General features: G+C 61.1%; 18 protein-coding genes. 9 read left to right on the forward strand and 9 right to left on the reverse strand.

Translation table 11 applies throughout. The features are described from left to right. Positions 1-27 precede the first annotated feature (27 nt). Positions 28-648 carry a C40 family peptidase gene (locus NK667_RS29495; RefSeq protein ID WP_054044406.1) on the reverse strand — a complete coding sequence of 207 codons (621 nt, stop codon included), beginning with the start codon at positions 646-648 and terminating at the stop codon, positions 28-30. A 250-nt stretch (positions 649-898) separates the two neighbouring features. Here NK667_RS29495 and NK667_RS29500 point away from each other — a divergent pair, with 250 nt between their 5' ends. Then, entirely contained in the window at positions 899-1333 is a 435-nt protein-coding gene (locus tag NK667_RS29500; protein WP_054044405.1) for an NINE protein, read from the forward strand. A gap of 104 nt (positions 1334-1437) precedes the next feature. Here the strand turns inward: NK667_RS29500 and NK667_RS29505 are convergent, their stop codons facing one another. From NK667_RS29505 to gshB, 7 genes are all read right to left on the reverse strand, one after another. Then, positions 1438-2709: a dihydroorotase gene (locus tag NK667_RS29505; protein ID WP_054616925.1), complete on the reverse strand. Its 1272-nt coding sequence runs from the start codon at positions 2707-2709 to the stop codon at positions 1438-1440. Next, positions 2706-3710 carry an aspartate carbamoyltransferase catalytic subunit gene (locus NK667_RS29510; RefSeq protein ID WP_007897943.1) on the reverse strand — a complete coding sequence of 335 codons (1005 nt, stop codon included), beginning with the start codon at positions 3708-3710 and terminating at the stop codon, positions 2706-2708. The genes NK667_RS29505 and NK667_RS29510 overlap by 4 nt, the downstream gene beginning before the upstream one ends. A 27-nt stretch (positions 3711-3737) precedes the next feature. Continuing rightward, positions 3738-4244, reverse strand: coding sequence for a bifunctional pyr operon transcriptional regulator/uracil phosphoribosyltransferase PyrR (gene pyrR, locus NK667_RS29515; RefSeq protein ID WP_054044401.1), 507 nt, complete (start codon positions 4242-4244; stop codon positions 3738-3740). An 81-nt stretch (positions 4245-4325) separates the two neighbouring features. After that, on the reverse strand, positions 4326-4763 hold the full coding sequence (gene ruvX, locus NK667_RS29520) for a Holliday junction resolvase RuvX (RefSeq protein ID WP_005792259.1): 438 nt from the start codon (positions 4761-4763) through the stop codon (positions 4326-4328). Further along, positions 4763-5335 carry a YqgE/AlgH family protein gene (locus NK667_RS29525; protein ID WP_054044400.1) on the reverse strand — a complete coding sequence of 191 codons (573 nt, stop codon included), beginning with the start codon at positions 5333-5335 and terminating at the stop codon, positions 4763-4765. Before NK667_RS29525 ends, ruvX begins: the two co-directional genes overlap by 1 nt. A 181-nt stretch (positions 5336-5516) precedes the next feature. Beyond that, positions 5517-6416 carry an energy transducer TonB gene (locus NK667_RS29530; RefSeq protein WP_054616924.1) on the reverse strand — a complete coding sequence of 300 codons (900 nt, stop codon included), beginning with the start codon at positions 6414-6416 and terminating at the stop codon, positions 5517-5519. Positions 6417-6521: 105 nt separating this feature from the next. Next, positions 6522-7493, reverse strand: a complete 972-nt coding sequence (gshB, locus tag NK667_RS29535) for a glutathione synthase (RefSeq protein WP_054616923.1) — start codon at positions 7491-7493, stop codon at positions 6522-6524. Positions 7494-7718: 225 nt separating this feature from the next. Between gshB and pilG the strand changes: the two genes are divergently transcribed. From pilG to NK667_RS29570, 6 genes are all read left to right on the forward strand, one after another. After that, positions 7719-8123: a twitching motility response regulator PilG gene (gene pilG / locus NK667_RS29540; RefSeq protein WP_008152601.1), complete on the forward strand. Its 405-nt coding sequence runs from the start codon at positions 7719-7721 to the stop codon at positions 8121-8123. A 57-nt stretch (positions 8124-8180) separates the two neighbouring features. Continuing rightward, complete coding sequence (pilH, locus tag NK667_RS29545) at positions 8181-8546, forward strand: twitching motility response regulator PilH (RefSeq protein WP_007897961.1); 366 nt, start codon at positions 8181-8183, stop codon at positions 8544-8546. Between the two features lie 10 nt (positions 8547-8556). Further along, on the forward strand, positions 8557-9111 hold the full coding sequence (locus NK667_RS29550) for a chemotaxis protein CheW (RefSeq protein ID WP_054044395.1): 555 nt from the start codon (positions 8557-8559) through the stop codon (positions 9109-9111). 157 nt (positions 9112-9268) lie between these two features. Next, entirely contained in the window at positions 9269-11326 is a 2058-nt protein-coding gene (locus NK667_RS29560) for a methyl-accepting chemotaxis protein (RefSeq protein ID WP_054044393.1), read from the forward strand. A 51-nt stretch (positions 11327-11377) separates the two neighbouring features. Further along, entirely contained in the window at positions 11378-17272 is a 5895-nt protein-coding gene (locus NK667_RS29565) for an Hpt domain-containing protein (protein ID WP_054616922.1), read from the forward strand. After that, the gene (locus NK667_RS29570) at positions 17265-17720 is read left to right on the forward strand and encodes a chemotaxis protein CheW (RefSeq protein ID WP_054616921.1); all 456 of its coding nucleotides are present in this window, start codon (positions 17265-17267) and stop codon (positions 17718-17720) included. Before NK667_RS29565 ends, NK667_RS29570 begins: the two co-directional genes overlap by 8 nt. 133 nt (positions 17721-17853) lie before the next feature. On the opposite strand, the gene NK667_RS29575 is transcribed toward NK667_RS29570, so the two are convergent. Continuing rightward, complete coding sequence (locus NK667_RS29575) at positions 17854-18225, reverse strand: DUF6124 family protein (RefSeq protein WP_054044387.1); 372 nt, start codon at positions 18223-18225, stop codon at positions 17854-17856. 587 nt (positions 18226-18812) lie between these two features. Here NK667_RS29575 and NK667_RS29580 point away from each other — a divergent pair. Both NK667_RS29580 and NK667_RS29585 read left to right on the forward strand, forming a co-directional pair. Beyond that, the gene (locus NK667_RS29580; RefSeq protein WP_054617226.1) at positions 18813-19442 is read left to right on the forward strand and encodes a nucleotidyltransferase domain-containing protein; all 630 of its coding nucleotides are present in this window, start codon (positions 18813-18815) and stop codon (positions 19440-19442) included. After that, positions 19405-19830: a hypothetical protein gene (locus NK667_RS29585; RefSeq protein WP_054616920.1), complete on the forward strand. Its 426-nt coding sequence runs from the start codon at positions 19405-19407 to the stop codon at positions 19828-19830. Before NK667_RS29580 ends, NK667_RS29585 begins: the two co-directional genes overlap by 38 nt. The last annotated feature ends 174 nt before the right edge of the window (positions 19831-20004 follow it).

The following is a 20004-nucleotide window of genomic DNA, read 5'->3' on the forward strand; positions in this document are numbered from 1 at the left end:
GGCCTCAAGAACGATGAAAGCCGCTAATCAGCGCTGAACAACGCGCATCTGGTTCGGTTCTTTCGGCAGAACCCGCTTGGCCACCACATAGTGGCTTTCCCAATACGGCTTCTTCAGCGTATCGATGGACACCGCTTTGCCACGGCGTGGCGCGTGGATGAAGCGATCGTTGCCCAGGTAAATGGCAACGTGATTGACCCGGCGGCTCTTGATGTTGAAGAAAATCAGATCGCCCGGCTTCAGATCCGCGCGATCGACTTTCTGGCCATGACCGCTGGCCATAGCGTTCGAGGTGCGTGGCAGGTCGAAAGTCGCGTCGTTAAACGCGTATTTCACCAGACCACTGCAATCGAACCCTTTACTTGGGCTGCTGCCGCCCCAACGGTATGGAGTACCGAGGACGTTGACTGCACGACTCAACACGTTGCTGCTTTGCTTGGTCGCCATCGGTGGCACCAGCTTGGTGTTGGCGGTGGCCAGCGTGGTGGAGCGTTTTGCAGTTTGCTTGTTTTTGCTCGAAGGAGCAGAAACATGGGATTTCGGGGTGTAACCATTAACGTTAGGAAGACGTTGCTCACGATTGGTGGCGTGGGCGGCCAGTGGCATCAAAAGGCAAATGGTTAGCCATGTCTTGAAAAATGGACGCATTAGGCAAGGCTCATATGGGTTAGCGCGCAACTTTATAACAGCTTTTTTGACCCTTCCGAGGCCGTTGGTCGATTGGACCTTGGGGTCAACGGAACCAAATAAGCAGCGAGTTGACGCAATTGTCGGACAGAGTGCTTGTACTACAAGGCTTTGGCGGGAGTGAAGGTAGCATTTGCCATACGTCGGACGCCTGTAAAAAAGTCACAAAGAATTCAACAATATTTATCTATCGTGTGAATCGAGGACCCTCATGAACACCTATCAACACCCCGTGGCCTATCAAGACACGCACAGCAAACTGATCGGTTACCTGCTGTGGATTTTCGGTTTTACCGGGGCTCACCGCTTCTATTACGGCAAGCCGGTGACCGGGACGATCTGGTTCTTCACTTTTGGTTTGCTGGGCATCGGCTGGCTGATCGACCTGTTCCTGATCCCGTCCATGGACCGTGAGGCCGACCTGCGCTTTGAGGCCGGGCCGATCGAATACAGCGTGGCGTGGATTCTGCTGACGTTCCTTGGGGTATTCGGCGTACACCGGATGTATCAGGGCAAGTGGATCAGCGGTTTGCTGTACCTGGTGACGGGCGGGGTGTTCTTTCTGGGAGTGTTGTTTGACTTCTGGACGCTCAATACCCAGGTGTCCGTGGTGAACACCATCAGTAACCGGGCTGCCTCTCGCTAAAAAAGAGGTGTCTATCAGTAAGCCTTCGCGAGCAAGCCCGCTCCCACAGGATCGATGCGGTCCTTGTGGGAGCGGGCTTGCTCGCGAATGCAGGCGACGCGGTCTTAAGCCTGGTGGCTAATCCGCCCATCCACCAACGTATACCGCACCACACTCGGCAAGCTGTGGCCAATAAACGGGCAGTTTTCGCCTTTGGATAGCCAGGTTTCCCCGGCAACGGTCGAGGCCGTCGGGTCGAACAGCACGATATCCGCCGCGCCACCCACCGCCAGCTTGCCCGCCGGCAGGCGTAAAGCCTCGGCAGGGCCGGCACTCAGGCGCGAAAGCAGCGTCGGCAGATCGAGCAGACCATCCTCAACCAACGTCATCGCCAATGGCAGCAGCAGTTCAACACTGCTGATGCCCGGTTCAGTCGCGCCGAACGGTGCCAGTTTGGCGTCTCGTTCGTGGGGCTGGTGATGGCTGGAGATGGCCGAAACTACGCCGGACTTCACCGCCTCACGCAGGCCATCGCGGTCGGCGCGGGTGCGCAGCGGCGGCTGGACGTGATAGAGGCTGCTGAAGTCGATCAGCGCTTCGTCGGTCAGGATCAGCTGATACAACGCCACATCGGCGGTCACCGGCAGTCCACGGGCCTGGGCCTGAGCGATCAGGGCCACACCGCGAGCGCTGGTGAGTTGGCTGAAGTGCGCACGCACGCCGCTTTGCTCGACCAGCAGCAGGTCCCGGGCCAGGGCTACGGTTTCGGCGGTTTCCGGGATGCCTGGCAAGCCAAGGAAACTCGCGGTCGGGCCTTCGTGGGCCAGGCCACCTTCGGCCAGGTCGTGGTCCTGGGAGTTGAAAATCACTGTCAGGTCGAAGGTCGCCGCGTATTCCAGCGCCCGGCACAGGGTGCGGGTGTTGCGGAAGCTCTCCAGACCGTTGCCGAACGCTACGCAACCGGCATCGCGCAGGGCGACGAGCTCTGCCAGCTGCTCGCCGTCCAGGCCTTTGCTCAGGGCGCCAATCGGGAAGACTTTGGTGTTGCCGGCCTCGCGGGCGCGGTCGAGGATCAGTTCGGCCACAGCCGAGGTGTCCAGCACCGGTTTGGTTTTCGGCGGGCAGCACAGGCTGGTCACGCCACCGGCAGCGGCTGCGCGGGTTTCGCTGGCAATCGAACCTTTACGGCTGTAACCCGGTTCGCGCAGGGCGACGTTCAGGTCAACCAGGCCGGGTGCTGCGACCAAGCCTTTGGCATCGATGGTCTCGACCGGAACAAAACCGGCCGGAGCGGCACCGAAGGCGACAATCTTGCAGGCTTCAACATGAATATCGGTAACTTGATCCAGACCCGAGGTTGGATCGATGACGCGGGCGCCGAGAATGCTGAGCTTCACTGGGCGTTCTCCTGCTCGAATTGGCGCTGGGCAGTCTGCCCGCTCATGGCCATGGACAGCACGGCCATACGAATCGCAATACCGTAGGTGACCTGGTTGAGGATCACCGAGTGCGGGCCGTCGGCCACCGCCGACTCAATCTCCACTCCACGGTTGATCGGCCCCGGGTGCATGACGATGCAATCCGGCTTGGCCCCGGCCAGGCGCGCGGTGGTCAGGCCGAACAGGCGGTAGAACTCGCCTTCGCTCGGCAGCAGGCCGCCGGTCATGCGCTCACGCTGCAGGCGCAGCATGATCACTACGTCGACGTCTTTCAAGCCTTCGGTCATGTCGGTGTAAACCTTCACGCCGTATTGCTCGATGCCGATCGGCAGCAGGGTTTTCGGCGCGATCACGCGGATGTCCGGGCAACCGAGGGTTTTCAGCGCGAGCATGTTCGAGCGCGCGACGCGCGAGTGCAGGATGTCGCCGACGATGGCCACCGAGAGGTTTTCGAAGCCGCCCTTGTGCCGACGAATCGTCAGCATGTCGAGCATGCCCTGGGTCGGGTGCGCGTGACGGCCGTCGCCGCCGTTGATGATCGCCACTTGCGGGCACACGTGCTCGGCGATGAAGTGCGCGGCGCCGGAATCACCGTGGCGCACGACGAACATGTCGGCGGCCATGGCTTCCAGGTTGCGCAAGGTGTCGAGCAGGGTTTCGCCCTTGCTCGCCGAGGACGTGGACACGTTCAGGGTGATCACGTCCGCCGACAGGCGCTGGGCCGCCAATTCGAAAGTGGTACGGGTGCGGGTCGAGTTCTCGAAGAACACGTTGCACACGGTCTTGCCGCGCAGCAACGGGACCTTCTTCACCGCCCGGGCGCCGACTTCTAGGAACGAGTCAGCGGTGTCGAGGATTTCCGTCAGCAACTCGCGGCGCAAACCGTCGAGCGAGAGGAAGTGGCGCAGCTGGCCCTGATCATTGAGCTGCAGCGGGCGCTTGGTTTCTAGAGGCGTCATCGCGAGGGGGACTCTCAATAGGGCGAATTAAAGGGCGAGGTCTTGCAGTTCAAGTACGAGCGGCGAAGGGCCGGACAGCTTCACCCGTTCGTGGGCGGCCAGCTCCAGCGTCGCGCCGACCACGTTCGGGCGGATCGGTAGCTCGCCGGCGTCCAGGTCCAGCAGGCAGACCAGCGTTACGCTGGCCGGGCGGCCGTAGTCGAACAATTCGTTCATGGCGGCGCGGATGGTGCGGCCACTCATCAGCACGTCGTCGATCAGCACCAGGTCCTGGCCTTCGATCTCGAACGGCAGGGCCGACGGGCGCACTTGCGGGTGCAGGCCGTTCTGGCTGAAGTCGTCGCGGTAGAAGGAAACGTCCAATGTGCCGAGCGGCGAGTCGCTGCCCAGTTCATCGAGCAACGCCTGGGCGACCCAGACGCCGCCGGTACGGATACCGATGTAGCGCGGTTCGCTGATGCCACGGTGTTCCAGGTGTGCCTTGAGACGGATCGCCATCTGGCTGATCAGTTCGGCGGGATTGGGCAGGCTCATGGTTGCTCCTTCTTGGGCCCGAGCCGGTGCGTGCGGGGTTTGGCTCGGGTTGTCGCTATAGAGAGACGTGGTGACGACTCTTCAGGATTCGAACAGTGCGGTGTTTTCGTCGAGCCAGCCTTGCAGCAGCAGGGCGGCGGCGATGGCATCGACCGGGTTGTCGCGGTAACTGCCTTTTTGCCCGCCACGATCACGCCGCTCGCCTTTGGCTTCAAAGGTGGTCAGGCGCTCGTCGTGGGTATAGAAGGGCAGGTTGTAGCGGCCGTTGAGGCGGCGGGCGAACTTCTCGGCCCGCAGGCACATGTCGCTGGGCGTTCCGTCCATGTTCAGCGGCAGGCCAACCACCACGGCGTCGGGTTTCCATTCCTTGATCAGGGCTTCGACCTGATTCCAGTCGGGAATACCGTTTTGTGCCTTCAAGGTGCACAGCTCGCGGGCCTGGCCGGTAATCACCTGGCCGACCGCTACGCCGATCTGTTTGGTGCCGTAGTCAAAACCCAGAATCAGTCGCAGGGCCATCAGGCGTGGCCCGCCTGGCTGGTCAGCAGGCTGAGGTTGATCCCCAGGTGCCGGGCCGCCGCTTCGAGGCGCGATTCGCTGCTGGTGTTGAACAGGATGTCGGCGTCGTAAGGGCAGGTCAGCCAGGCGTTATCGGCCAGTTCGGCTTCCAACTGTCCAGCTTCCCAGCCTGCATAACCGAGGGTGATCACGCTTTTGGCCGGGCCGACGCCGTCAGCGATGGCGAACAGCACGTCCTGGGAGGTGGACAAGGACAGCTCGCCTTCCAGATCAACGGTCGCCTGGAAGGTTTTTCCCGACGGGTGCAGGACAAAGCCACGATCTGTTTGCACCGGGCCGCCGATAAAGATCGGCACGTGCTGGCAGAGCAGGGGTGGCTCGATGTCAGGACGCAATTGCTCGAGGATATCGGCCAGGTTCAGGTCTTGCGGACGGTTGACCACCAGCCCCATGGCGCCATTGGCCGTGTGCTCGACGATGTAGGTCAAGGTGTGCGCAAAGTTCGGGTCGGCCATGTGAGGCATGGCGATCAGGAAGTGATGCTTGAGGTAGCTGGGGCTGACGTTCTTCATGAGCGCTAGTGTGGCGTTGGAGGGGCGAACTGACAAGCTGGGGATGCCGCAATTTGGCAGTCGACGCGGAACAAATGTGGGAGCGGGCTTGCTCGCGAATACGGTGTGTCAGTCGATATGAATGTTGAATGACACTCCGCATTCGCGAGCAAGCCCGCTCCCACAGGGGATTTTTGGGGTGTCAGTTACTAGAGAGCTTGTCGCCGCGAGCGAATTTCCAGGTGCGGATGATTTCCAGTCGGTCGATATCCGACAAATCCCCGGTAAACGGCGAGAACGGTGCCGCCAGCCGCACAATCCGCTGTGCCGCCTGATCCAGCAACGGTTGCCCGGAGGACTCCAGCACCAGCACTTCATACAGCGAGCCGTCGCGGTTGATCGAGACCATCAAACGCAAATTGCCGTAGATCTGCTTGCGCCGTGCTTCGTCGGGGTAATTGAGGTTGCCGATGCGCTCGACCTTCTTGCGCCATTCGTCCTTATACCAGGCGCCCTTGTCGCGCATGGTCGAGGCCGCGCTCAAGCGGTGAATCCGCGGGCGCTTGGCGTACAGCTGTTGTTCGTTGGCCAGTTCCGCCTCCAGGCTGGCGATGTCGCTGGACAGCTGCGAGCTGTCGAATGTCGGCGCGGCTATGGCCGGTTTGGGTTCAGTTTTGGGTTCTTCGTTTTTGGCGGCGGCTTTTTTCGGCTTTGGCGCGACGGTGGTCACGGCTGCCTTGGGTGCGGCTTCCTGCACTTCAGGCTTGGCGGCCGGCGGCGGGGTGACTTTCTGCACCTTGTTGTCCTGGAACGGCGCGACCTCGGTGGTCTTGGGAATCGCCTTTTTATCCAGGGTGCCGCTGCCTTCCTGATTCTCTTGAGCAAGAAAATCGGCTTTTTTAGGCTTGGTTTCGCTTTTGAAAGTGGCGAGGGTGATTTCCAGGGTTTTGCTGATCTGCTTGGGTTCGACCATCGAAAAGCCGACGCCCAACAGCAAGGCCAGGTGAATCAACACCGCAAGAAACAGGGTAAAACCGAGGCGATCGGCCGGGCGCACGCCACGATGGGCGAGTTCAGCGGGCAGATCGGACGGGAGCGTCATAACAAAAAACCAACATCACGTTTTTCCGGGCTCGGCATGATAACGCAATGTTGGTTTTTAGCTTCAGGCTTCAAGCGGCAAGCGACAAGCTGTCTGTCGCGCGCTTCAAGCTTGCGGCTTGAGGCTTGCAGCTTGCAGCTTCTTCTCTATGGCATCCATCAAAAGGCCACCAATGTCGGTGCCGAAGGCGTTATCAATCTCGCGAATGCAAGTCGGGCTGGTGACGTTGATTTCGGTCAGGTGCTCGCCGATCACATCCAGGCCAACGAACAGCAGGCCTTTCTCACGCAGGGTCGGGCCGACTTGTGCGGCGATCCAGCGATCCTTGTCGCTCAGCGGACGGGCTTCGCCACGACCACCGGCCGCGAGGTTGCCACGGGTTTCGCCAGCCGCCGGAATCCGCGCCAGGCAGTAATCCACCGGCTCGCCGTCGATCATCAGGATGCGTTTGTCGCCATCCTTGATCGCCGGCAGATAGGCCTGGCCCATGATCTGCTGGGTGCCCAGCGCGGTCAGGGTTTCCAGAATCACCGACAGGTTCGGATCGCCCGCGCGGTGACGGAAGATCGAGGTACCGCCCATGCCATCCAGCGGCTTGAGGATCACATCGCCGTGCTTGGCGGCGAATTCACGCAACACGTCGGCGCGGCGGCTGACCACGGTCGGCGGCGTGCACTGCGGGAACAGCGTGGCGAACAGCTTTTCGTTGCAGTCGCGCAGGCTCTGCGGCTTGTTGACCACCAGCACGCCGGCGCGCTCGGCTTGCTCCAGCAGGTACGTGGAGTAAACGAATTCCATGTCGAACGGCGGATCCTTGCGCATCAGGATCACGTCTAGATCGCTGAGCAGCGCGTCGGTCTCGGCTTCCAGTTCGAACCACTTCTCAGGGTTGGCGAAGACTTTCAGCGGTCGCATCCGCGCCCGTGCTTCACCTTCGCCCTGGTACAAATCCTTCTGTTCCATATAGAACAGTTCCCAGCCGCGCTTCTGCGCAGCCAGCAGCATGGCCAGCGAGCTATCCTTTTTATAGGAAATGCTGGCGATAGGGTCCATGACAATCCCGACGCGAACGCTCATGGGTTTTTCCTCGAAATGGGGTGGTCCGAATGGACACGAAAAAGTGGCGTCAGAGTGGCGCTGAGTGTGTTCCCGGTCAAGGAAAAACCTCTGCGCGGGTCGGCCGATAGATTGGTTATTGAGACTGTGCTAAAAAGGTCGCCATGTCGCGCTGGCCCTTCAGTATCAAGGGTTTCGAGCCGTCAAACGGACAAATTGTTTCTCAAAGGCGACGGTAGAGCATTTATGGAACAGCATTCCAGCGCCTTGAAGGTCATGGTGATCGATGATTCGAAGACGATCCGCCGCACCGCCGAAACGCTGCTGAAAAACGTAGGCTGTGAAGTCATCACGGCCATCGACGGTTTCGATGCGCTGGCCAAGATTGCCGACAATCATCCGGGCATTATCTTTGTCGACATCATGATGCCGCGTCTGGATGGTTATCAGACCTGCGCTTTAATCAAGAACAACAGTGCGTTCAAGTCCACGCCAGTGATTATGCTGTCGTCCAAGGACGGGCTGTTCGACAAGGCCAAGGGGCGCATCGTCGGCTCCGACCAGTTTTTGACCAAGCCTTTCAGCAAGGAAGAACTGCTGAACGCGATTCAGGCCCATGTTCCGGGCTTCGCCGCCGTTTTGCCGCAGTAGGACACGCACAGTGACGCTCGGCCAGCGGGCCCGGCGTTGACAAGAATGGGGAAGACCATGGCACGTATTCTGATCGTCGATGATTCGCCGACTGAAATGTACAAACTGACCGGCATGCTGGAAAAGCACGGTCATGAAGTGTTGAAAGCCGAAAACGGCGCCGACGGCGTGGCCCTGGCCCGCCAGGAAAAACCCGACGCCGTGCTGATGGACATCGTCATGCCCGGTCTCAACGGTTTCCAGGCCACCCGCCAGTTGACCAAAGACCCGGAAACCGGGCACATCCCGGTGATCATCATCACCACCAAGGATCAGGAAACCGACAAGGTCTGGGGCACGCGCCAGGGCGCCAAGGACTACCTGACCAAACCGGTCGATGAAGACACCCTGATCAAAACCCTGAACAACGTGCTGGCCGGTTGATCCCCCGGCCATGACCGAGTCGCTGACGGCTTTCGAACTGCTGTTGCAGATCGACCAGCGTTGTCGCGTGCTGGCGGCGGATTTGCCGTCCCAGCCAACCCGCCAGGACAGCTGGAGCGGCATCGGTTTTCGCCTGGGCGAGCACTGGTACGTCGCGCCGATGGGCGAAGTCAGCGAAGTCCTGCATGAACCGCGCTGCACCCAACTGCCCGGCGTCAAACCCTGGGTCAAGGGCGTGGCCAACCTGCGCGGGCGGTTGCTGCCGATCATGGATATCTGCGCCTTCTTTTCGGATAAAGAGCTCGGGCATGAGTTGTCGGGGGGGCGCAAGCAACGGCGGGTGCTGGTGGTGGAATACAAAGACGTGTTTGCCGGGTTGATGGTCGATGAAGTCTACGGCTTGCAGCACTTTGCCCAGGACAGCCTGGAGGCGGTGCCGTCGAACGAGTTGAACGGCGCGATTGGTGCGTTCGTCCAGGGCCGGTTCCAGCGCGAGCAGAGCTGGCAAGTGTTCAGCCCGTTTGCGTTGGCGCAGTCCCAGGATTTCATGCATGTCGCGGTGTAACCGGCCCAACACCCATCCAATGTGGGAGCGGGCTTGCTCGCGAAGGCGGTGTACCAGTCGACATCAATGCTGAATGACACACCGCCTTCGCGAGCAAGCCCGCTCCCACAAGGGGATCTACGGCGGGTTCTAAAGGTTGGTTAACAGGCGAGGACCGATGACAAAAGCAAAAACAGGCAAGCCAGAAGGGTCGCGCAGCCGTTCGCAGATCATCGTGCTGTTTATCGCGCTGATCATCTTCATCATGCTGCTGTTCGCCAACTTCGCTTACCTCAATACCCAGGCCACCTACGACAAACAGTACATCGGCCACGCCGGTGAGCTGCGCGTGTTGTCCCAGCGTATCGCCAAGAACGCCACCGAAGCCGCCGCCGGCAAGGCTGCCGCGTTCAAGTTGCTCAGCGACGCGCGCAACGATTTCGCCCAGCGCTGGGGTTACCTGAAGAAGGGCGACCCGAGCACCGGTCTGCCGCCCGCACCGTCCACCGTGCGCCCGGAAATGCGCGCCGTGCAACTGGACTGGGAACGCCTGCTGAAAAACACCGACGCCATTCTCTCCAGCGAACAGACCGTGCTGTCCCTGCATCAGGTCGCCGCGACCCTGGCCGAAACCGTGCCGCAGTTGCAGGTCGAGTACGAAAAAGTCGTCGAAATCCTCCTTCAACGTGGCGCTCCGGCGGCCCAAGTGGCGATGGCCCAGCGTCAGTCGTTGCTGGCGGAACGGATTCTCGGCGCAGTAAATACCGTGCTGTCCGGCGACGAAAACTCCCAGCAAGCCGCCGACGCCTTCGGCCGCGATGCCGCACGTTTCGGCCAAGTGTTAACCGGCATGCTCCAGGGCAACCCGGCACTGAAAGTCAGCCAGGTCGAAGACAAGGACGCACGCGCACGTTTGACCGAAATCTCCGAACTGTTCGAATTCGTCTCCGGTTCGGTGGATGAAATCCTCGAAACCTCGCCCGAGCTGTTCAAGGTCCGCGAGTCGGCGACCAGCATCTTCACCCTGTCGCAAACCCTGCTCGACGAAGCCTCGCACCTGGCCACCGGCTTCGAAAACCTGGCCGGCGGGCGCAACACCGACACCATCGGCGGCTACGTGCTGGGCTTGCTGGCGTTGATGTCGATCATCCTCATCGGTCTGGTGATGGTCCGTGAAACCAATCGCCAACTTCAGGAAACCGCCGAGAAGAACGAGCGCAACCAGAACGCGATCATGCGTCTGCTCGACGAAATCGAAGACCTCGCCGACGGCGACCTGACTGTGACCGCCTCGGTGACCGAAGACTTCACCGGCACCATCGCCGACTCGATCAACTATTCCGTCGATCAACTGCGCGATCTGGTGGCGACCATCAACCTCACCGCCGGGCAAGTCGCCGCCGCCGTGCAGGAAACCCAGGCCACCGCGATGCATCTGGCCCAGGCCTCGGAACATCAGGCTCAACAGATCAGCGAAGCCTCGACGGCGATCAACGACATGGCCCAGTCCATCGATCAGGTCTCGGCCAACGCCGCCGAATCCTCTGCGGTGGCTGAGCGTTCGGTGGAAATCGCCAACAAGGGCAACGAGGTGGTGCACAACACCATCCACGGCATGGACAACATTCGCGAACAGATCCAGGACACCGCCAAACGCATCAAGCGTCTTGGCGAGTCTTCCCAGGAAATCGGCGACATCGTCAGCCTGATCGACGACATTGCCGACCAGACCAACATCCTCGCGCTCAACGCGGCAATCCAGGCCTCCATGGCCGGTGACGCCGGGCGCGGGTTTGCCGTGGTGGCCGACGAAGTGCAGCGGCTGGCCGAGCGCTCGTCCGCCGCGACCCGACAAATTGAAACCCTGGTCCGGGCGATCCAGACTGATACCAATGAGGCGGTGATCTCCATGGAGCAGACCACCACCGAAGTGGTGCGCGGCGCGCGGCTGGCGCAGGATGCCGGTGTGGCCCTGGAAGAAATCGAAGGCGTGTCGAAGACTCTCGCGGCGCTGATCCAGAGCATTTCCAACGCGGCGCAGCAACAGACGTCGTCGGCCGGGCAGATTTCCCTGACCATGAACGTGATCCAGCAGATCACCACGCAGACGTCGTCCGGCTCCACGGCGACCGCCGAAAGCATCGGCAACCTGGCGAAAATGGCCAGTCAGTTGCGGCGCTCGGTCTCGGGCTTCACCTTGCCGACCGAGCCCAAGCAGGCCACGGACAACGCGTGAACGCCTGCGGGCGTATGAATTGCTGCGGTAGAAATAGAGAGCGGAGTGGTTATGGGTGATCGGCACGACTATGTGGCCCTCGAGTGGGTCAAAGGCGAGATTGCCGAAACGCTGAAGCAGGCTCATCAAGCGTTGGAACAACTGCTGGATGACCCGCAGGCGACGCACGCGCTGAGTGAGTGCCTGGCGTGCATCCATCAGGTTCACGGCAGTTTGCAGATGGTCGAGTTCTACGGCGCGGCGCTGCTCGCCGAAGAGATGGAGCAACTGACCGCTGCCCTGCAACAAAACCGCGTCAGTCATCGCGATGAAGCCATTCATCTGTTAAGACAGGCACTGGGGCAACTGCCGATCTACCTCGACCGGGTGCAAGGCGCACGCCGGGATTTGCCGCTGGTGGTGCTGCCGCTGATCAACGATTTGCGCAGCGCACGCGGCGAAAGCCTGTTGTCGGAAACCAGCCTGTTCAGCCCGCAATTGCCGGAGTTGTCGCCCCTGGACGACGCAGAACTGGCGCGGCTTGAGCCGGCAGACTTGCCCAATGTGCTGCGCAAGTTGCGGCAAATGTTGCAGATGGCCTTGGTCGGTTTGCTTCGCGAGCAGGATGGCGAAACCAATCTGGATTACCTGACCAAAGTCTTCGCCCGGCTCGAAGCGTTGTGCGGTAACGCGCCGCTGAGCCCGTTGTGGCAGGTCGCTTCGGCGCTGGTCGAAGGCCTGCAAAAAGGCGCGATAGCCAACAGCCCGGCGCTGCGCAGCCTGTTCAAGGACGCCGACAAGGAACTCAAACGCTTGCTGGAACAGGGCATGGCCGGCGTCAATCAGGCGCCGCCGCCCGAGCTGCTGAAAAGCTTGTTGTTCTACATTGCCAAAGCCGAACATCCCACCGGGCAGATGCTGACCATGAAAGATCGCTACGGACTGGACGATGCGCTGCCCGACAGCGCGATGGTCGACGAAGAACGCGCACGCCTCGCCGGCCCCGACCGCGATGCCATGCGCTCGGTGCTCGCCGCGCTGTGCGAAGAACTGGTGCGGGTCAAGGAACGCCTGGACCTGTTCGTGCGCAGCGACCGCCAGCACACCTCGGACCTCGAAAGCCTGCTCGCGCCCCTGCGGCAAATCGCCGACACGTTGGCGGTGCTCGGTTTCGGCCAGCCGCGCAAGGTCATCATCGATCAACTGGCGGTGGTGCTGAGCCTCGCCCAGGGCCAGCGCGAACCCAACGACGCGATCCTGATGGACGTGGCCGGCGCCTTGCTCTACGTCGAAGCAACGCTGGCCGGAATGGTCGGCACCGTGGAGCCGGAAAGCCAGGAAGAAAGCCGCCTGCCCACCACCGACCTGACCCAGATTCACCAGATCGTGATTCGCGAAGCGCGGATCTGCCTGCAACAAGCCAAGGACATGATCGTCGACTACATCGACGCCGATTGGGATCGCCAGCAACTGCAACCGTTGCCGGCGTTGCTGACCCAAGTGCGCGGAGCATTGGCGATGATTCCGCTGACCCGTGCCGCGAGCCTGATCGAAGCCTGCAACGGCTTTATCCGCGAACACCTGCTGGTGGATACCGATCATCCCGGCTGGCAGCAACTCGACAACCTGGCCGACGTCATCACCAGCATCGAGTACTACCTGGAACGTCTGAATGACGATCCGCAAGAGGCGGACGAACAACTGCTCGACGTCGCTGAAAACAGCCTCGCCTCACTCGGGTTTTTCCCCAGCGAAAAACTCGTGCCGGTGCTCGAAGACGTACTCAGCCCCAACGAAGCCCAGGTCATGCAGGACCTGCAAGAACTGGACGATCCCGAAACCGTGCAATCCCTGGCCGCGGTGTTGGCCAGCCCGGTTTCCGCCGTCAACCCGCCCGCCCTGAACACCCCGGGCAGCCTGTTGCCGCCGCCGTTCGGCGAAGAACCGGTGGACGATGAACTGCGGGAAGTCTTCCTCGAAGAAACCGACGAAGTCTTGGAAGTGCTGCACGAATACCTGCCGCGCTGGTCGGCCAACGTTGACGACGCCGCTGCGTTGAGCGAACTGCGCCGCGCCTTTCACACCTTGAAAGGCAGTGGCCGGATGGTCCGCGCATTAGTGCTGGGCGAAATGGCCTGGGCCATGGAAAACCTGCTCAATCGGGTGCTGGAACACAGCGTTAAGCCTGGGCTCGCGGTGCAACAACTGCTGACCGATGCACTGAATCTGTTGCCGGAACTCATCAGCGAATTCGCCGCCAATGCCCAGCGCCAGCGCGACGACGTGGACCGCTTGGCTGCCCGCGCGCATGCCTTGGCCAAGGGCGATGAATCGCTGTCCGACGAGGACACTCAAGACGTCGCCGCACTCGATCCGTTGTTGCTGGAGATCTTCCGCAACGAGGCCGAAACCCACCTCACCAGCCTCAATCGCTTCCTTGATCAAGCCGCCGAACACGTGCCGCTGCAAGCCAGCGACGAGTTGCAACGCGCCTTGCACACCCTCAAGGGCAGCGCCTCGATGGCTGGCGTATTGCCAATTGCCGAGCTGGCCGCGCCGCTGGATCAATTGGCCCGCGAGTACAAGGCGCACTTGATTGCTCTGGACCTGGATGAAGTCGAATTGCTGCTGGAAGCCGAAGGGCTGTTTCGCCTCGGTTTGCGTCAGCTCAAGACCGATCCGCTCGCGGAGATTCCCGACGCCCGCTCGCTGATCGAACGCACCCATGCGCTGCTGGACGAACGCCTGCAAGCCGTCCTCAGCGCGCCAAACCGGGCGTTGCGGGTCAAGCGCGATCCGCAACTGATCAACAACTTTCTGGCCCAGGGCATGGACATCCTGCTCGACGCCGAAAGCCTGTTGCAGCGTTGGCAGCAGCACCCCGGCGAGCGCCAGGAACTCAGCGCGTTGCTCGACGAACTGACCACCCTTGGCGAAGGCGCGCACCTCGCCGATCTGCACCCGGTGGATGAGCTCTGCGAAGCCTTGCTCGACCTGTATGGCGCGGTGGAAGAGAGCAGCCTGGCGGTCAGCGACGCGTTTTTCCATGAGGCGCAAAGTGCCCACGAAGCGCTGATCAACATGCTCGACGAACTGGCCGCCGGCCAGGAAGTCAGCCCGCAACCGGAACGTGTGCGGGCCTTGCGCGGGTTGCTCGATACCAGCCTCGACCCGTCGGCCATGGGCCTGATTCGCAGCGATGGCAGTCGCACCCTGAGCATTCGCGAACTCGGTAGCGCCACCGCTGAGCTTTCGCACACCGCGACGCAGATTGAACGCGACGACGAGATCGTTTCGATCTTCCTCGAAGAAGCCGTGGATATCCTCGAAAGCGCCGGCCAGGCCTTGCAGCGCTGGTTGAGCGACCCGGACAACGCCGCGCCGCTGTCGTCCTTGCAGCGAGATTTGCACACCCTCAAGGGCGGCGCGCGGATGGCCGAGGTCGAGGCGGTCGGTGACCTCGCTCATGAGTTGGAAAACCTTTACGAAGGTTTGGTGGACCGTCGTTACAGCCACAGCGAAACCCTGGCGCGGCTGCTGCAAACCAGTCACGACCGCTTGGCGGTGCTGCTTGAGCAACTGCAAAACCAGAAAGCGCTGGGTGATCCGGACGAGCTGATCGCGGCGATTCGCGAGTTTCGCCAGGGCAATACCGTCACCGCTGAAACCGTCGAACCGGCCCACGGACATGATTCACCGGGGCATGACCCGGAACTGTTGGAAATCTTCCTCGAAGAAGGTTTCGACATCATCGAAAACTCTGGCGCGGCGCTGGTGCGCTGGCAGGCCGAGCCGTCGAACCGTCAGGAAGTCGAAACCCTGCTGCGGGATCTGCACACGCTGAAGGGCGGCGCGCGGATGGTGGAAATCGCCCCGATCGGCGATTTGGCCCATGAGCTGGAATTCCTCTACGAAGGCCTGTCGGCGGGCGTGCTGCAACCGACGGCGGCGCTGTTCACGCTATTGCAAAGCAGCCACGACCGCTTGGCGCAGATGCTCGACGCCACCCGCGCCGGCCAGCCTTGCCCGCCAGCGGATCGACTGATCGATGCGATCAAAAACTTCAGCCATCCAGTCGTTCCCGAAGCCCCGGTCGTCGCGCCGGTGGCTGCCAAGATTGAAGTGCCGGCGCCTGACGCTGGCGCCGACATGGTCAAGGTCTCGGCCGAACTGCTCGACGATCTGGTCAACCTTGCCGGGGAAACCTCGATCTTCCGTGGACGCATCGAACAGCAGGTCAACGATGCCCGCGTCGCGCTGAGCGAAATGGAAACCACCATTGAGCGGATGCGCGACCAGTTGCGCCGCCTCGACACCGAAACACAGGGCCGGATTCTCAGCCGTCAGCAAGTCGAAGCCGAACGCCTGGGCTACGAAGAATTCGATCCGCTGGAAATGGACCGCCACTCGCAATTGCAGCAACTGTCCCGGGCGCTGTTCGAATCCGCCTCCGATTTGCTCGACCTCAAGGAAACCCTCGACCGGACCAATCAGGACGCGGAAAACCTGCTGCAACAGCAGGGCCGCATCAACACCGAATTGCAGGAAGGCCTGATGCGCACGCGCATGGTGCCGTTCGAACGGATGCTGCCGCGCTTGAAACGCATCGTCCGTCAGGTGTCCAGCGAGTTGGGCAAGGACGTGGAGTTCGTAGTCGGCAACGCCGAAGGCGAGATGGATCGCAACGTGCTGGAGCGCATGGCCGCGCCGCTGGAGCACATGCTGCGCAACGCTGTGGATCACGGTTTGGAATCCGCTGAAGTGCGGGTCGCGGCGGGGAAACCGGCGCAGGGTCGTATTACGCTGGACCTCGCGCGCGAGGGCGGCGACATCATTTTCGACATCCGCGATGACGGCGCCGGCGTGCCGCTGGACGCGGTGCGGCGCAAGGCAATCAAGCGCGGCATGCTCGCGCCGGACAGCGACATCAGCGACCGCGACGTGCTGCAGTTCATCCTGCAACCGGGGTTCTCCACCGCCGAGAAAATCACCCAGATTTCCGGGCGCGGCGTCGGCATGGACGTGGTGCATGAAGAAGTGCGGCAGCTCGGTGGCAGCATGTTTATCGATTCTGTGCCGGGGCAGGGTGTGCATTTCCGCATTCGTTTGCCGTTTACCGTGTCGGTCAACCGGGCGCTGATGGTGCAATGCGGTGAGGATCAATACGCGATCCCGTTGAACACCATCGACGGCATCGTCCGCGTGCTGCCCAACGAACTCGAAGGCCATTACCGCCTCGATCCGCCGACCTACAAATACGCCGGGCAGCACTATGAACTGTGCTACCTCGGCGAACTGCTGAAAACCAGCACCCGCCCGAAACTGCTGGGCCAGAGCCTGCCGTTGCCGGTGTTGCTGGTGCAATGCAACGAACGGCACATCGCGGTGCAGGTTGATTCGATGGCCGGCACGCGCGAGATCGTGGTCAAAAGCCTCGGCCCGCAATTTGCGGCGGTGCAGGGCTTGTCCGGGGCGACGATTCTCGGCGATGGCCGGGTGGTGCTGATTCTGGATTTGCTGGCGCCGATCCGTGCCATGCAAACCCGCGTGCCGCAACGGCCGGTGACCCAGGATGTCGAGGCTGAGCCGCACAAGCCATTGCTGGTGTTGGTGGTGGACGACTCGGTGACCGTGCGCAAAGTCACCAGCCGTTTGCTCGAACGCCACGGCATGAACGTGCTGACCGCCAAGGACGGGGTCGACGCCATGCTGCTGCTCGAAGATCACCTGCCCGACGTGATGCTGCTGGACATCGAAATGCCGCGCATGGACGGCTTCGAAGTCGCCACCCAAGTGCGCGCCGACGAACGTTTGCAGCACCTGCCGATCATCATGATCACCTCGCGCACCGGCCAGAAACACCGCGACCGCGCCATGGCCATCGGCGTCAACGACTACCTCGGCAAGCCGTACCAGGAATCGGTGCTGCTCGAAAGCATCGCCCTGTGGAGCAAAACCCATGCTTGAGCATCGCACCAGCAACCTCACAGGGCTGTTGCTGCCCCTGGCGGACCGCAACTTGATCCTGCCCAACGTCGCCGTCGCGGAGTTGATCGACTATCAGGCGGCCGCTTTCGATCTTGATACGCCGCCGTGGTATCTGGGTTTGGTGACGTGGCGGGATCGGCAGATTCCGTTGCTCAGCTTTGAGTCGGCGTGTGGCAACAAAGTGGTGATTGGCGAGCGCGTGCGCATCGTCATCCTCAATGCCCTCGGTGGGCGGCCGGAGTTGAAATTCATTGCGCTGCTGGTGCAGGGGATTCCTCGGTCTTACAAACTGGATAGCCAGTTGAGCTATGTGGATGTGCCGTTGTGTCCGTTGGAACAAGCGGCGGTGCAGGTGGGGGAGCAAGTGGCCAAAGTGCCGGATTTGCTGGCGCTGGAAGAGTTGCTTGTGAGTGCGGGATTGGTCTGACCCAATCCCTGTGGCGAGGGGGCTTGCCCCCGTTCGACTGCGCAGCAGACGCAAAATAATCGGCGCGCTGGAGATCTTGGGGCCGCTTCGCGACCCAACGGGGGCAAGCCCCCTCGCCACAAAGGGTACTGCGTTAGACCTTACCCTCAGCCATCGCCTCATGGTAATTCAGCACCCGCTCCACCAATAACTGCACACCATCACTCAAACGGCTGATCGCCAGGACGACCGAACGGCGTGAACCTTCCACATCGTCCGCCAGGCCAGCCGCAATTGCGCTGATGGACATCAAATCTTCGGAAGCATTGGCCAGCATGGCCTCGGGGTCGTTGACACCTTGGGCGACGGCGAAGAGGTGGTATTTACGGTGGCTGGATCGTTTTTCTTCAGCCGGGGGGAAGTAATGGGCGAAGGCGCGGTCGGCGGCTTCTTTCATTTTTTCTGCATCGAGGGATGCTTGGGAATCGGTGCCGGATTCCGGGGGGTTAGGGGTAGCTTTGAACATAGTGAGTCTCCGTGCATGGTTGAAGCTGGCCCATTCGGTTTCCAGGCGAAGGGGTGGCAGCTGTACGCGGCTGGAAACCCGGGGTAACGGAGAAACCCGGCAGACATTTAAGTCTCCCGCGCACAGCCGCCATAACGGAGTGCACACAATAAAGGTGCGCAAGCATACGTTATGAAGGACGCTTTTGCGCCCCGTTACTCTCGGGGTTTCCAGCCCCGATCGCTGAATTGTCAGCGACCCCCAAACGATAACGATCAACGCAAAACCCCACCAGTCAGCGGCTTCCCGCATTGCTGTAGGCAACAACGCCAGACCACGTAGCCGTTCACCCCTCCTGCGGCGCAACTTTTAAACACAAATCCCCATGCGATCGAAACATCCTGTGGCGAGGGAGCTTGCTCCCGCTGGGTCGCGAAGCGACCCCAAAACCTGCAATCGAGGTGTATCAGGTACACCGAGTGCAACGGTTTACGACTGCTGCGCAGTCGAGCGGGAGCAAGCTCCCTCGCCACAGGATTTGTGTTGTACCTTGATAAGTCCCAAAAAGGGACCTATCGTTCCCTTTTTGGGACTCTTCGGTGGACACTGTGAAAAACCTTTCCCTCAGCGAAGCCTTGTTCACCACCACCCAGCAAAAAGTCCTGGGCTTGTTGTTCGGCAAACCCGACCAAAGTTTTTACGCCAACGAAATCGCCCGCTGGGCTCAAGTGGGTAAAGGCAGCCTGATGCGTGAGCTGGATCGGTTGCAGCAGGCCGGCGTGCTGACCCTGACCCGCCAGGGCAACCAGACCCACTACCAGGCCAATCCCGACTGCCCGATCTATGCCGAATTGCTGGGCATCGCCCGCAAAACCTTCGGCATCGCCGAGCCCCTGCGCCAGGCGCTGCAACCCTTTGCCGAACAGATCACCTGGGCCTTTGTGTACGGCTCCATCGCCAAGGATTCGGCAAACGCATCCAGTGACATTGATCTCATGCTGATCGGCGAAGGCCTGCACTACAGTGAAGTGATGGAGCGGCTCATGCCCCTGGAGGAGCAACTGGGCCGCGTCCTCAACCCGACGCTCTACACCCCCGGCGACTGGGCCACCAAACTGGCGGCCGAAAACAGTTTTGTCGTGCGTGTGGCGCAGCAGGACAAGATCAATCTGATGGGGCAAAACCCTTTGGAGTCCAAGGATGGGCAGCAACGAGAATCTGGAAAACCTGTTACGTAGCGGAGGACTGAAAGCCGAACCGCCGGATCGCAAGGAATGCGAAGGGTTGATGCGTTCGGCGGTGGATCGATTGAAAGATGCGCAAACGGCTTCGCTGTCCTTCGCGAGCCGATTCGACCTGGCTTACAACGCTGCCCATGCCTTGGCTCTGACGGCACTTCGCTTGTGTGGCTACCGTTCGGATAAGCGATATCTGGTGTTTCAGTGCCTGGTTCACACGGCGGATATTGGCAAGGTGCAGGTGCGGTTGTTTGCCTTGTGTCACGAGCGACGGAACCTGGCGGAGTACGAAGGTTATATGGATGAAGACCCGGCGTTGTTGGCGCAGTTGTTGGAAAGTGCTGAGCAGCTTTTGATTCGGGTGCAGGAGCAGATAACCGGGCTGTGATTCTGAAATTACGGTGATTGCTCCGGCCCTTTCGCGAGCAAGCCCGCTCCCACAGGGGAATGCATTCCAACTGTGGGAGCGGGCTTGCTCGCGAAGGCGTCAGCACTGGCAGCCGACCTCTTGAGCGAATCGTTACTCCAGCCGTAACGATCCGTCGCTCTGCTTGATTGATGC

Origin of the sequence: Pseudomonas nunensis, from assembly GCF_024296925.1 — a bacterium.
GTDB classification, from domain to species: Bacteria; Pseudomonadota; Gammaproteobacteria; order Pseudomonadales; family Pseudomonadaceae; genus Aquipseudomonas; species Aquipseudomonas nunensis.